The organism is Streptomyces cinnamoneus (assembly GCF_002939475.1).
GTDB lineage: Bacteria > Actinomycetota > Actinomycetes > Streptomycetales > Streptomycetaceae > Streptomyces > Streptomyces cinnamoneus_A.
This window is the reverse complement of sequence record NZ_PKFQ01000001.1, coordinates 5,514,608-5,528,293: the sequence shown is the minus strand read 5'-3', so window position 1 is coordinate 5,528,293 and position 13,686 is coordinate 5,514,608. Positions and strand designations below refer to the sequence as shown.

The 13,686-nt window shown below is 66.4% G+C and carries 10 protein-coding genes and 1 pseudogene; 6 read left to right on the top strand and 5 right to left on the bottom strand.

What is annotated here, in order from left to right:
- Nucleotides 1–113: 113 nt before the first annotated feature.
- A complete protein-coding gene (locus CYQ11_RS24540; RefSeq protein WP_099202865.1) occupies nucleotides 114–1,313 on the bottom strand; it encodes an ROK family transcriptional regulator in 1,200 nt (399 codons plus the stop codon).
- A 373-nt stretch (nucleotides 1,314–1,686) separates the two neighbouring features.
- Between CYQ11_RS24540 and CYQ11_RS24535 the strand changes: the two genes are divergently transcribed.
- On the top strand, nucleotides 1,687–1,971 hold the full coding sequence (locus tag CYQ11_RS24535; RefSeq protein WP_099202498.1) for a hypothetical protein: 285 nt from the start codon (nucleotides 1,687–1,689) through the stop codon (nucleotides 1,969–1,971).
- Between the two features lie 43 nt (nucleotides 1,972–2,014).
- Nucleotides 2,015–2,892 (top strand): IS5 family transposase gene (locus CYQ11_RS24530; protein WP_275666530.1). Its coding sequence is split into 2 segments (ribosomal slippage): nucleotides 2,015–2,408 and nucleotides 2,408–2,892, totalling 879 coding nucleotides; the frame shifts between segments, so codons are not numbered across the junction.
- 595 nt (nucleotides 2,893–3,487) lie between these two features.
- Here CYQ11_RS24530 and CYQ11_RS24520 read toward each other — a convergent pair.
- A complete protein-coding gene (locus tag CYQ11_RS24520; protein ID WP_146104737.1) occupies nucleotides 3,488–7,081 on the bottom strand; it encodes a hypothetical protein in 3,594 nt (1,197 codons plus the stop codon).
- A gap of 257 nt (nucleotides 7,082–7,338) precedes the next feature.
- Between CYQ11_RS24520 and CYQ11_RS24515 the strand changes: the two genes are divergently transcribed.
- The 4 genes and pseudogenes from CYQ11_RS24515 to CYQ11_RS30920 form a co-directional block, all read left to right on the top strand.
- Entirely contained in the window at nucleotides 7,339–7,866 is a 528-nt protein-coding gene (locus tag CYQ11_RS24515; protein ID WP_146104736.1) for a hypothetical protein, read from the top strand.
- 223 nt (nucleotides 7,867–8,089) lie between these two features.
- Complete coding sequence (locus tag CYQ11_RS24510) at nucleotides 8,090–9,703, top strand: FG-GAP-like repeat-containing protein (RefSeq protein ID WP_181143771.1); 1,614 nt, start codon at nucleotides 8,090–8,092, stop codon at nucleotides 9,701–9,703.
- Between the two features lie 186 nt (nucleotides 9,704–9,889).
- A complete protein-coding gene (locus CYQ11_RS24505; protein ID WP_181143770.1) occupies nucleotides 9,890–10,798 on the top strand; it encodes a GDSL-type esterase/lipase family protein in 909 nt (302 codons plus the stop codon).
- Nucleotides 10,799–10,828: 30 nt separating this feature from the next.
- A pseudogene (locus CYQ11_RS30920) lies at nucleotides 10,829–11,275 on the top strand (FG-GAP repeat domain-containing protein); the annotation flags it as partial.
- Here CYQ11_RS30920 and CYQ11_RS30470 read toward each other — a convergent pair.
- From CYQ11_RS30470 to CYQ11_RS24490, 3 genes are all read right to left on the bottom strand, one after another.
- Nucleotides 11,195–11,572: a hypothetical protein gene (locus CYQ11_RS30470; protein WP_341533612.1), complete on the bottom strand. Its 378-nt coding sequence runs from the start codon at nucleotides 11,570–11,572 to the stop codon at nucleotides 11,195–11,197. The pseudogene CYQ11_RS30920 and the gene CYQ11_RS30470 sit on opposite strands and share 81 nt — an antisense overlap.
- Nucleotides 11,573–11,658: 86 nt before the next feature.
- Nucleotides 11,659–12,609, bottom strand: coding sequence for a carbohydrate ABC transporter permease (locus CYQ11_RS24495; protein ID WP_240003688.1), 951 nt, complete (start codon nucleotides 12,607–12,609; stop codon nucleotides 11,659–11,661).
- A gap of 112 nt (nucleotides 12,610–12,721) precedes the next feature.
- Nucleotides 12,722–13,636, bottom strand: coding sequence for a carbohydrate ABC transporter permease (locus CYQ11_RS24490; RefSeq protein ID WP_099202492.1), 915 nt, complete (start codon nucleotides 13,634–13,636; stop codon nucleotides 12,722–12,724).
- Between the last annotated feature and the right edge of the window lie 50 nt (nucleotides 13,637–13,686).

The window sequence follows — 13,686 nt, the reverse complement described above, 5'->3', positions numbered from 1 at the left end:
GGTGGCTGGAAGTCAACTCGGCCGCCAAGAGACCGTCAAGAAGTAAATCCTTAACGAGATGGCAACGATGCCATTCGTTATCTGCGTGAACTCAAGAATGGCATCGCCGTGTCTCAGCCGGGCAGCGGCGCGCGAAAGGGCGCGGCGTCGTCCAGCAGGGAGGCGTCACCCATTTCGCTGAGGACGAGCGCGAGCGCGCCCAGCACCTCGGCCCGGCCGCCCAGCGCGCCGGGCACGACCTCCAACTGCCGTGCGGCGCTGGGGATCGCGTAGCGGGAGACGGATTCCCGGATGGGCGCGAGCACCAGCTCACCGGAGTCCGCGAGGTCGCCGCCGAGGACGACACGACTGGGATTGAGCAGATTGCAGAGATTGGCCACGCCACTACCGATATGGCGACCCACGTCCGAAATGACCCGCCGGCATCCGGGGTCGCCCTCCTGGGCGAGCCGCACCATTTTGGCCACGGTCAGATCGGCGCCGTGGGCCGAATGGAGCAGCGGCAGCACGTACCGGGCGGCAGTGAAGGTCTCCAGGCAGCCGCGGTTGCCGCAACGGCAGACGGGACCGGACTCGTCGAGGGTGATGTGCCCGATCTCGCCGGCGGTGCCGCCCGGGCCCCGGTAGATCTGCCCGTTGATGACGAGCCCGGCACCGACGCCGCTGGCGACCTTGATGTAGGCGAGGTCCGCGGCCCCGCGCCCGGCACCCCAGACCAGCTCGCCGAGGGCACCGAGGTTGGCGTCGTTGTCGACGTAGACGGGCACGCCGAGCCGGCCCGCGAGGTCGTCGCGGGGGTTGGTGCCGGCCCAGCCCGGCAGGATCGCGGTGGAGCCGAGCACGCCGGACTCCACGTCGATGGGCCCGGGCACACCCAGACCCACGCCGATGATCTTGTCGGGGCTGATGCCGGCGGCCGAGATCAGGCTCTTGACCAGGTACTCCGCGCGGGCCAGCCCCTGCGCGGCGGAGGCGTCGACGTCCAGCGGCTCGGCCTCCTCGGCCAGCACGCGGTGGGCGAGGTTCCCGACGGCCACGCGCAGGTGGGTGTGGCCGAAGTCCACGCCGACGACGATGCCGGCGTCACCGGACAGCGAGACGCTGCGCGCCCGCCGCCCGCCGGAGGAGGTGGGCGTGACCTCGACGGTCCCGCCGTCCTTGAGCTCGCGGACGATGTTTGAGACGGTGGCCGCGGAGAGCCCCGTCGACCGGGCGATCTCCGCCTGGGTGAGCGACCCCGCCATGCGCACGGCACGCACGACCCGCTCCAGGTTGGCCCGGTGCAGCGACGACTGCGACCCCGGAGTCTCCACGCCCATCCACTCCCGCCTAGACGGCGCGGCACGACCACCGCCCCGTGGGCCGGACCACAACTCTGGGGCCCGGCGTTCCGTACAACATGTGAACTCTAAGTGAGCCGTTCGGCGGAGACCCCCGTCAAGGCCTGGTATCACATCGAGGCCTCATCGTACGGAACGGGCGCGCGGGGGCGGGGGGGCGGTGGACCCGACGGCTCCAAGGACGCCAGGTGATCAACATTCTCGATACCGCACGCCCGAGACACACTGAACTGTCGGGGTCACCTAGGAAGTGTTTGAGATGTGCTCGTAGAGGCTGATGGGGCCTGTCGCGGCCCTACCCGCCCCACTCGGGCGGTCGTCGAGTGTGCCGGTTACCGTTCCCCCCGTGGCAGAGGAACCGATAGCCATCAAGCTCACGCGCGATCAAGCTCTTGTACTGTCGGACTGGCTCTATCAGGCGATGCACCGGTCCGACGTGCTGGATGACCTGTTGAAGACAGACCGTGCAGTCTGGTCTCCGATCTACGCGATCTCTGGGACGCTGGAAAGGACGCTCACTGAGATTTTCACGCCGGACTACGACGAGCGCATGAAGGCGGCGCGTCAGCGCCTGCTGGTCGAAATGTATGGCTCGGATGACGAAGCAGAGACAGGGGAGACAGCGTCCTGATGCAGGTCTGAGTCGTCGATCAGGCCCGTGAAACGATCTCGGTGTGGCTCGTGGGGATCTGACAGACGACCAGTGGGAGCGGCTGGAGCCGCTGCTGCCGCCAGTACCGAAGATGGGGCGGCCGCCGAGGGACCGGCGGCAGGTCTTCGACGGAATCTGGTGGCGGGCAAGGACCGGCTCGCCATGGCGGGACGTCCCCCGGCGGTACGGGCCGTGGGAAACCGCCTACTCGGTCTTCCGGCGCTGGCAGATCGACGGCGTTTGGGCCCGCGTTCTGACAGAGCTCCAGATCAAGGCTGATGCGGACGGCATGATCGAGTGGGAGGTCTCCGTCGACTCGACGGTTTGCCGGGCCCATCAGCATGCCGCCGGTGCCCGCAAAAAGGGGCTCACGATCCGGGCCGGACGGGTGCGGACTACCTGGCGGCGGAGCCGGACGACCACGCACTGGGCCGCTCGCGCGGGGGCCTGACCTCCAAGATCCACATGGCGGCGGACGCCTCCGGACATCTCCTGGCCGTCACGGTCACCGGTGGGCAGCGCGGGGACGCCCCGCAGTTCATCCGCCTCATAGACAAGATCCGCGTCGCCCGAACGGACGGCGGGCGCCCGCGCACCCGGCCCACTCGCGTGATCGTCGACCGGGCGTACTCTTCCCGCGCGATCCGCGCCTACCTGCGCCGCCGCCAGGTCCCGCACACGATCCCGGAGAAGCGCGACCAGGCCGGCCACCGACTCCGTCGGGGTTCGGCAGGTGGCCGCCCGCCCGGCTTCGACCCCGAGGTCTACAAGCGCAGGCACAAGGTCGAGTGCCGGATCGGGCTGCTCAAGCAGGCTCGGGGCGTGGCCACCAGATACGACAAGCTCGCCATCCGCTACGAGGCGACCGTCCAACTCACCCTGATACGGCAATCGCTGTGACTACATCTCAAACACTTCCTAGGGGCAGCCCCCGCCCCCGTCGCCCGACTGTCAGGCACCGCCGCCCGCTCCTGCCGCCATCTCACACAGACGCCCCGCCAGGCAACACCTGACGGGGCTTCACGTAGCGTCATTGCTGGGGCAGTTAGCAACCGCCACCCAGCGGCAGATCAGGCAGGCTGTACGGCAAAATCCGAGCCTTTGTGGCATCCACACATTTCTCGAATTCTGCGGCGTCCCCGCTTTCGAGTGCTTCTCGCACTAGTGATTTCGCGGCGAAGGCCACCCCAGCGCCAAATTCCCTGACAGCGGTCATCAACCTGCGGGGAGGCTCCTGGCTAGGCGATTTCAGTTAGCCAGTCCCAGTCCCCGGGGCACGTGCGCAGCTGCGCAAAACCTTGCTCGAGACAGTCACCAAGGCTGGACGACTCAGCACGAATGTACTCTAGGCCACCCACGCCTGGCCCTGACATTAGCAAAGTCCAGGGCTCTCCGCCTTTCGCCATTCTCTCCTCATCAATTTTCAGTAGGACAGTGACTCCGGAGCGTCCCAGCTTCTCCATGAGCCGTCTTACGTCGATTTCTTGCATTCCCATCAATTCCTCTTCAAAGCCGCCGAGATTTCATTAATTTCTCTCAACTCGCCCTTCCCCACTCGAAGGACTATTTTCTCCAGAGCCTCAGGCGTTGGGCGGACCCTAATTCGATTTCGCTCTATCAGCTGCTCGGCGACGGCCTCAGCAGTCCGCTTATTGCCATCGTTATACATGTGGGCACCAGCAATATCCCGAACAACAACCGCTATTTTATCCCAGAAGCTATTGTAGCGGCTAGCATTGATGTACATATTCTCAGGCGAGCCGGTGTAGAGGATCTTCCCGCCAACGCTGCGGTTAATCGCAGCGATCTCCTCAGGCGTCAGCGCAACCTTGAACCCCCCAGTGGCTGCTGCACGCGCCACGCGTGAGCCTCTGGCTGCACCTTTGACTCCTTCCGCGAGCTTTTCCGCCGCCTTGAGTCTGCCGAAAGGGAGGGCCACCATTGCGGCTACGGCACACTTATCCAAGGTGGGATTTTTAGCGCAATCCTCGATGTCCTGAAGTCCCGTAACGACCCATACGGCTTTAGTCAGCCTTGGGTCAGGCGGCGTGTCGTCGATGGTCCATGCGCCCGGCCCGCGTGTGCAGGCCATCCCGCCGAGTTCGTTGCCGGGGTGATCCGGGATCGCACGGCACTTCCGCTTTTCCTTCTCCCTCCTCTCCTTCTCGATCTGCTTTCGCTGCTGCTCAGCCAGGCGCTGCGCCTCCGCCTGCTCGGCCTGACGCTTCTTCAGCACTTCTTCCCACGCCTTGGAGGCGTAGGTGTTGGCTTCCTCGGCATTCTTTCCAGCTGCCACGGCAGAGCTGCGAGCGTCGTCGGCGTAGTCAGCTGCATCGCTGGCGGATTGACGGGCGTAGATAGCAGAGAATTCGGCCTGAGCTGCGGATTCGGTGGCTGCGTCCGCATCACGATCAGCAGCATCGGCGGCATTGCGCGCCGTGGTCGCAGATTTCGCCGCCTTTGCAGCAGAGCTCTCGGCCTGACGAGCGGACCTGTCAGCGTCGGCGGCGTACCCCTTGGCTTCGTCAGCCGACTTCTTGGCCTGGTCGGCGGCCTTGTCCGCGTCAGTCGAGGCGCCCTTGGCGACAGCCGCGGCCTTGGCCGCGATCCAGCTGTTCTCCTGCGCCTTGGCCGCGATCTGGGAGCCGTGGTCGATCAGGTTCTGGAGCCGGGCGATGTGTGTGGCGGAGAGTTGGTCCTTGCGGTCGGCCGTGTACTGGCCTGTCTGGATGAAGGCGTGCAACTGGTCCGCTGGGCCCGCCATGGCGATCCTGGCGGCGGCCTTCACTTCCGGGCCGCCGGCGCTGAAGATCTGGGCGGCCAGCACCTGCTCGTCGTCGTTCCGCGCCTGGTGCTGCCCGACGTTGAGGAAGGCCACCAGCTTCTTGGTGTCGCGGCTGGCCAAGGCGGCCTTGGCTGCCTCCTTCACTCCGGGCCCACCCGCGGAGTAGATCTGGGAGACGCGGACGTCGTAGTCCACGTCTCCAGCTGCGTACTGACCAGTGGTGTAGAAGTCCTTGATCTGCTGATCACTGCCCTTGAGCGCCGCCTGGGCCGCGCTGCGGACCGCTTCAAAAGGGCTCTGGACGGAGAGGTCGACAACCTGCTGTCGGATCTCCTCCTGTCCAGCCTTCTCCCAGCCACCGCGGAGATACCCGACAACGTCGGCATCAGTTCCGGACAGCGCCCTGGCGGCGGCCTCCTGTTGGAAGGGACCCCGGAGCTTCATGGCCTTCAGAGCCAGAGCCCGGCCCTTCGCAGCGACCGCCTTGACGTCCACGTCTGACTTGGCCGCCTCGGCGGCCAGAGCCTTTGCCGTGTCGTCCAGCCCCCTGGCCTCCACCTCCTGAGCGGCGGCAGCCGAAGTGAACTTCTCCGCCTGCCGCTGGTCGGACTTGGCCCGTTCAATAGCGGCTGCCATGCGGGTGGCGAGTTCTTCCGCCTCGGTGTCGCGGGCTATCGCGAAGACCTTCTTGGCGGTGGCCACTGCCTTGCTCGCCGCGTCGGCGGCTTCCTTCGCGGCTCCGGCTTGTTTGGCCGACTCGGTGGCGGCGTCCTTGGACTCGCCCGCGTGCTTGGCTGCTTCCTCAGCAGCGTCAGCGGCCTTGTTCGCGTGGTAAGCGGCGGAGTTGGCCGCATCCCGAGCTTCGTAGGCGGCATTGGCCGACCTGCCGGCCAGCGCTTCCGCCGCGTTGGCCGCGCGGTTGGCCTCCTGTGCGTGCTGACGCGTCTCCGCTGCCGCCACCGCCGCCGCGTTCGAGTGCACACCCGCTGCGTCCGCATACTGATTGGCCTCGTCGGCGGCATTGGCCGCGTCCATGGCGTTGTCGCGGGCGCTCTTCGACGCCTTCACCGCTTCCCCAGCGGCCCACGAGGCCTTACCCGCCTGGTCCGCGGCCTCAGCCGACTTCTTCGCAAGCCCGGCTGCCGCACGCGCTTGCTTCGCGTAGTCCCTGGCCTCCGCAGCCTTACTAGCGTCGCCGCCCGCAGCGATGGCCGCGTTGTAAGCCCGGGTGGCGGCCTCCGCCGCGGCGTTCGCCGCACTGGCGGTCTGAGCAGCCGCAAGGGCTGCGACACGGGCGGAACGCTGCGCGGCGTTGGCCGCACCGATGGCCTGCTGGGCCGCAGCGGCAGCACCCCGAGCAGCCTCCGCGGCCTGCTGGGCCTTGACAGCCGCCTTCTTGGAGTCGTCCTTGGCGGCCTTGGTCTCCCTCGCCGCCTTCTGCGCAGCCGCCTTGGCCTGCTCCGACGCGGCGACCGCACGGGCAGAGGCCTTCTGCGACGCCTCGGTCGCCTGTTGCGCCTGCAGGCCCGCCTTCTCCGCCTGCTCAGTCAGCTCCGCGATAGTGGCATGTTCCTGATCGCGACTGCGAGCCGTGAACTGGCCCACTTCCAGGAACTCGACGATGTCTTCCGGGGTTCCGTTGAACGCGAGCTTGCCGGCAGCCTGCACGTTCGGGCCACCCGCACTGATGATCTGCCCGACGAGAACCTGGTTGTCCGTCTCACGCTCTTCGTACTGGCCGACTTCCAGGAATCTGGCGACGTCAGCAGGGGTGCCCTTCAGCGCCGCCTGACCGGCCTCCTTAACCCCCGGCCCACCGAAGGAAGCGACTCGGGAAGCCTCTACGATCTGATCGTCTGCGAGAGGCGCTTTCCAGCCATCCCTCAAGAAGGCACGTAGCTCTTCCGGCGTCCCCTTCAGGGCTTTCTTTGCAGCCTCACGTACTGCTGGCCCTCCGACGCTGAAGACGCGGCTGGCGTCGACGGAGTCGTCGTCGTACTGGAGGCTGTCTACGACATCGAAAAACTTCTTGACATCCTCGTCCGTTCCCAGAAGCGCTTGCTCGGCCGCCTCCTTGACGCCTGCGCCACCCGTCTTCCACAGTTCGACTACAAGCCCACGCTCCGGCGACCAGTTTTGATCTTCTGCCGCAGCAGCGGGTGAGCCACCGAGCAGACAGGCGAGCAGCGCAACGGGAAGGGCCCCGGAAACGGTGCCACGCAAGCTGAATAAGTGCTTCCGTCCTCCCCGTAAGGATTCAGGCTTCAGTCGCGCCCCGATTCTCGGGCGCAGAGGACGTCTCATGCGGGCAGTCTCTTTCTGATCGGTCCAGTCCACAGAGAGCCACACCCCGTAGCCGCGTCGCGTACCTTCACGCAGTCGGCGTCAGAGGCACAGTCAGCCGAGGAGTGTGACGAGCGCGACACTCTCGTCGAAGTGGTCCAACTTCCCGTGATCTAGGACTAACTGTGGACATGTCAGCCAGTATCATACCTATGGTTTACTGACGACTACACAGAGTGTCACTCCTGCCCCCGGCTTGTGAACCGAAGAAGGTAAGCATGGCGAGATCTAGCACCCGAAATGGCGTCACAGCTGCCACCATCACGGCATTTGCCCTACTTGTCGGATTAGCCACCTCGTCGGCGGCTCAGCCCGGCCCTTCGCAGGCCACACCCAGGGCGGCCACGGCGCCCGCTCCGGACGGTGACGACGACATGCCGTTCGCCGTCGAGAAGTTCGAATACCCCGACTCTGCGAAGATCCTCAAGGAGAAGGGAATCACCCTGCAACGGGGCGACGGTCACATCGTGCTCGCCGACTGCGCAGTCTCCAACGACATCGAGATCAGAACCCGGGTCGGCCAAAAAAATTACTGCTTCGAAGTCAAGAGCAGGCCGGGTGATCTCACCCTCCAGATACCCCAAGCGTTTTCCATCGCAGTCAAGGACTTCCAGGTCGCGGCCACCATCAAGGTTGACGGCGCAGAGTCCAACATCAACGTCAAGAACGGTTTGGCCACATTCGGCGAAGCCGGCACACCTCCCACGGGTCGCGCGGATCTCATCAGGCTGAAAGTCGCCGGCTGATGATCAGCTGCCGCATTGAAGCCACCTCTATCTGCATGGGCAGCATCTCCGGATCTCTGTTCTGCTGAGCACGGATTCAGTACGCAGCCCGCGCCTGCCTGCCCTACTGGCACTGCGTACCTGCATGTGCCCACATCGACGCGGCAAACGAAGTAACCGACTCCGTTTTCCCCGGATCGCTCCCGTCGGCCAGGCCCCACATACCTCACAAGGAAAAAGCGACATGACCGTCAGACGCCCCCGCGCCACGTGGGTCACCGGTTTCCTCTTAACCGCCGTCACCGCGAGCACACTGACAGCAGCCCCCGCGCACGCCCTCGCGGGAGACACCGTCAACAGCTCCTTCGGGTTCACCGCCAAGCTCGACATCGGCGTCGGAGACGACAAGCGCAGCTGCTCGGCCGCGCTCGTCGCACCCCAGTGGCTGGTGACCGCCGCCAGCTGTTTCGTCAAGGACCCGACCCAGGGCACCAAGGCCCCTACCGGCCCGCTTGCCCCCACACTCAAGACGACAGCCACCATCGGACGCACCGACCTGTCCAAGGAAAACGGCAGCGTGACGGACGTCGTGGAACTCGTCCCCCGCGATGACCGCGACCTGGTGCTGGCCAAGCTCGCCAAGCCCATCACCGGAGTCACTCCCACGGCCGTCAGCCTCAACGCGCCTATCGAGGGCCAGGACTTGTGGCTCACCGGGTACGGCCGCACCAAGACCGAATGGGTCCCCGACCGTCTGCACTACGCCACATTCACCGTGGGCTCGGTAAAAAGCACCACGATCGGTCTCACCGCCAAGACCGAAAAAGCGGCCGTCTGCCAGGGCGACACCGGCGGCCCAGCATTCCGCGAGGTCGGCGGCGGATACGAACTCGTCGGCATCAACAGCCGCTCCTGGCAAGGCGGATGCATCGGCACCGACGAGAAGGAAACCCGCACCGGTGCCATCGACACCCGCGTCGACGACATCGCCGCATGGATTCGTGAGCAGGTCGAACCCAAGGCCCCGGAGCCCCGTGGTGACGCCCCTGTGGACTCCAACATCGACATCAACGGTGACGGCAAGGCCGACTACCTCGTCCTCGACGACGACGGCTCAGTCCGCGCCTGGGCCAACAACAGCGACGACGCCAAGGACGACTGGATCAGCCAAGGTGTGATCGCCACCGGCACCGGTGCACCCGCGAGCAAGATCCGCTTCGCCGACATCGACGGCGACCACAGGACCGACTACCTCGTCGTCGACGACAGGGGTGGCATTCGTGCGTACATCAACAACTCCAGAGTCGCCAAGGACAGCTGGATCGACCGTGGTGTGATCGCCACCGGCACCGGCACCGTTGCAAGCAAGATCCGCTTCGCCGACATCAACGCCGACGGCAAGGCCGACTACCTCGTCGTCGAAGACAACGGATCCGTGCATGCGTACGTCAACAACGGCGGCGACACAAACGGAGGCTGGATCAACAGGGGCGTCATCGCCACCGGCACGGGCGCCGCCGGGCACAAAGTCCGCTTCGCCGACATCAACGCCGACGGCAAGGCCGACTACCTCGTCGTCGAGGACAACGGCTCAGTCCACGCCTGGATCAACAAGAGCAGCGGCACCAAGGACGACTGGCAGGACCGCGGCGTCATCCCCACCGGCACCGGCGCCCCCGGACACAAAGTCCGCTTCGCCGACATCAACGCCGACGGCAAGGCCGACTACCTCGTCGTCGAGGACAACGGCTCAGTCCACGCCTGGATCAACAAGAGCAGCGGCACCAAGGACGACTGGCAGGACCGCGGCGTCATCGCCACCGGCACCGGCGCCCCCGGACACAAAGTCCGCATCTGACCTCTTCCCCTGCTCGCTCCGCCGGCTCACCGGCGCATGTGAACAGCCCCGCGTCGACGGACCGGCGCGGGGCTCCGCTTTCGTCCCGGCTGCCACCCGTACGGCGGCAGCCCTCATGGAAAGTCCCCAACGATGCCCCTCGCCCCTCCTCGTCCGTGCTCTGCGACTCGGCTCCTGGTCGCTGCATTGGCCGCGGCACTGACGACAAGCCTGGCGGCCACGGCCGCGGTCACCCCCGCCGCCGCTGCCCCGGCACCGGACACGGCGGTGACCGCCCCGGCCGGCCGGCAGAACTGGAAGGTGCCGCGCCTGGCCGTCATGCCCCTGGGGGACTCGATCACCTGGGGGGCCGGCAGCTCCACCCGTAACGGCTACCGTTTCGCTCTGCGGGACAAACTGGCCTCACACACCGACTCTCTGCAGTTCGTGGGCTCGGTACGAACCAACGGCGCAGATCACGAAGGACACTCGGGCTGGCAGATCGCCGACCTCTCCGAGAACATCGAACGCTGGCTACCAGCGGCAGACCCGAACGTGGTGCTCCTCCACATCGGCACCAACGACATGGATCTCAACAACGACGTCGACGGCGCTCCCCTCCGGCTCGGCCGTCTGATCGACCAGATCACCCGTGCCGCTCCTGACATGACGCTGCTCGTCGCCTCCCTCGTGCCGTCGCAGTCGGCAGAGATGCAGAAGCGCGTCGAGAAGTTCAACGCCGAGGTGCCCCGCTTGGTCGCCGAGCGGCGGAACAAGGGCTTCAAGGTGGGGTACATCGACATGAGCGCCCTTACCACGCGTGACCTCAACGACCGCCTTCACCCCAATGACAGCGGCTACACGAAGATGGCGACTGCCTTCTACGAGGGACTGACCCGCGCGGCCGGTGACGGCTGGCTGCGCGAGCACGTGGACGTCAAGCCCCCCCCACCCGGCCATGCGCCCCTCGGCGACTACCAGGTGGACATCAACGGTGACGGCAAGGCCGACTACCTGGTCGTCGAGGACAACGGCTCTGTGCATGGGTACGTCAACAACGGCGGTGACGGCCACGGCGGCTGGATCGACCAGGGCATCATCGCCACCGGCACGTGAGCGCCGGGCACCAAGGTCCGTTTCGCCGACATCAACGCCGACGGCAAGGCCGACTACCTCGTCCTCGACGACAACGGCTCAGTCCACGCCTGGACCAACAACAGCGACACCGCCAAGGACAGCTGGACCGATCGCGGCGTCATCGCCACCGGCACCGGAGCGCTGGCGAGCAGGGTCCGTTTCGCCGACATCAACGCCGACGGCAAGGCCGACTACCTCGTCCTCGACGACAACGGCTCAGTCCACGCCTGGACCAACAACGGCGGCGACGGGCACGGCGGCTGGACCGACCAGGGCATCATCGCCACCGGTACAGGCGTCCCTGCGAACAAGGTCCGTTTCGCCGACATCAACGCCGACCGCAAGGCCGACTACCTCGTCCTCGACGACAACGGCTCAGTCCACGCCTGGACCCACAACAGCGACACCGCCAAGGACAGCTGGACCGACCAGGGCATCATCGTCTCCGGTACCCCGACTCCCGACGGCGGCATCCGCTTCTCCGACATCGACGGCGACGGCAAAGCCGACCACCTGATCGTTCATGACGACGGCGCCGTCGACGCCCTCGTGAACCAGGGCGGCGGCCGCGGCGGCTGGGTCGACTACGGCCGCATCGCCACCGGCGCCGGCCCGGGCTTCCGGGTGCGCATCTAGCCAGGAGCAACAGAGCCGGCCCAGACAGGCCTCCACGCCGTGTTCCACCTCCGCGCCGCTGTAGGCGAAGCGCCCGGCGCGGAACAGCGCGCGCATATGGTCGGGGGTCTGGAGCAGGACGGGAACCAGCCCGGTCTACCAGGTCTGGATGGCGACGGCCTTTGAACTCCAGACGCGCCAGATCGGCGACGCCGGGAAAGGCCCTACTTCAGCGCCCCCGCCGTCAGGCCCTGCTGCACCTGCCGCTGGAAGATCACGTACGCCGCCAGGACCGGCAGCATCGCGATGACCAGGCCCGCGAAGAGCCCCGACCAGTCGCCCTTGTAGCGCTGGCTGACCGCGAGGGCGACCAGGCCCTGGGGCAGCAGTTTCTTGTCCTCGTCGCCGATGTTGAGCACCGCGGGCAGCAGGTACTGGTTCCACTGGCCGAGGAAGTTGAAGATGCCGACGCTGATCAGGCCCGGCTTGGCCATGGGCAGCATCACCTGGAAGAACGTGCGGGTGTGCGAGGCTCCGTCGATCAGTGCCGCCTCGGCGACGGAGCTGGGGAGCGTCCGGAAGAAGCCGGTGAGGAAGAAGACCGTGAACGGCAGCGAATAGGCGATGTAGACGAGGATCAGCCCGGGATACGTGTTGAGCAGGTGCATGTTCTTCATCACGAAGAACAGCGGCACCAGGGCCAGGATGACGGGAAAGCTCATCCCGCCCACGAAGAGGAAATAGAAGAACCGGTTGCCGGGGAATTCGAAGCGGGCGAGCACATAGGCCGCCATCGAGCCGAGCAACATCGTGCCGGCGAGCGAACCGGCCACGACGACGAGCGAGTTCACGAAGTACTGGCTCATGTGCGCATCGGACCAGGCGCGGCCCCAGGCGTCGAAGTGCAGGCCCTTGGGCAGCGCCCAGGGCGAGGTGAAGATCTCGTTGTCCGTCTTGAAGGCGCTCATCACCGCCCAGAGCAGCGGCAGGCTGACCATCAGCGCCCAGATCACGAGGATGCCGTGGGAGAAGACGTTGAGCACCTTGCCCTCGGTGGCGGGCCGTTCCTGGCCGGGGCCCGGGGCCGGGCCGCCGCCGCGCTGCCGGGGGACGGCCGGCGCGGTGGTCTGCGTCCCGCCGCCCGGGAGGTGCGGGGGCTCGGCTTGCGCGGTCACGGTGCTACCCCCAGGTCGGTGGGTCGAGTGCGTACGGGCATCGGCAGTCCGGGCGGCGCCAGCACCCCAGCTGGCACCGGCACCCCAGCTCGCATCATCAGTCCACCCCGCATCAGTACTCCAGCCGTTCGCGCCGGCCGAGCTTCATCACGACGCCCGCGAAGATCAGGGTGACGATGAGCAGGGCGACGCCGAGGGCCGTGGCGTAGCCGGCCTGCCCGTCGGAGAAGGCCTTGGTGTAGAGGTAGTAGGTCAGCAGCTCGGTGGAGTAGTCCGGGCCGGGCCCGTCGGTCATGATCTGGACGACGGCGAAGCCGTCGAGGGCCATGATGCCCATGTAGACCCAGCCGGTCTGGACCGTGTCCCACAGCAGCGGCAGCGTGATGCGGAAGAACGTCTGGGCGCGGCCCGCCCCGTCGAGCAGTGCGGCCTCGTAGAAGTCCTTCGGGATGGAGCTCATGCCGGCCGAGAACAGTACGACGTAGAAGCCGACGTTGCTCCACACCATCACGGCCGTGACGCACCACAGGGCGAGGTCGGGGTCGCCGAGCCAGTCGGGCCGGACGGAGTCCAGGCCGATGGCGCTCAGGAAGGAGTTGATGGCGCCGCTGTTGGGGTTGTAGGCGAATTTGAACAGCAGGGCGACGATGGCGATGGACAGGACCTGGGGGAAGAAGTAGACGACCTTGTACAGGCCCGCGCCGCGGACGCCGCCCACGGCGGCGTTCTTCCGCCGCCGGCCCCCGACGTTGAGCATGAACGCGAAGAACAGGGCGAGTCCGAGCGTCACCAGCGGCAGCACCAGGAGCAGCAGGACGTTGTGCCCCACCGCCTTCCAGAACAGTTCGTCGTCCCACAGCCGCTGGTAGTTCTTGAGGCCGGTCACCTTGAACTTCGAACTGAGCCCCGTCCAGTCGGTGAACGAGTAGTAGATCGCCTGGACGAAGGGCGAGATGACGAAGACGCCGTAGATCGCCAGGGGCACGACGAGGAATCCGGCGATGAAGCGGTACTTTCCGTGCTGCATGACGTACGACCCCGATCTTTCCGTCTTCCCGGATTGCCCGTGCGAACGGG

What these genes read in the sequence shown, in the direction of transcription:
- CYQ11_RS24510 (WP_181143771.1), top strand. Translation starts at nt 8,090, where the DNA reads ATGACCGTCAGACGCCCCCGCGCCACGTGGGTCACCGGTTTCCTCTTA.
- CYQ11_RS24490 (WP_099202492.1), bottom strand. Translation starts at nt 13,636, where the DNA reads ATGCAGCACGGAAAGTACCGCTTCATCGCCGGATTCCTCGTCGTGCCC.
- CYQ11_RS24520 (WP_146104737.1), bottom strand. Translation starts at nt 7,081, where the DNA reads ATGAGACGTCCTCTGCGCCCGAGAATCGGGGCGCGACTGAAGCCTGAA.
- CYQ11_RS24515 (WP_146104736.1), top strand. Translation starts at nt 7,339, where the DNA reads ATGGCGAGATCTAGCACCCGAAATGGCGTCACAGCTGCCACCATCACG.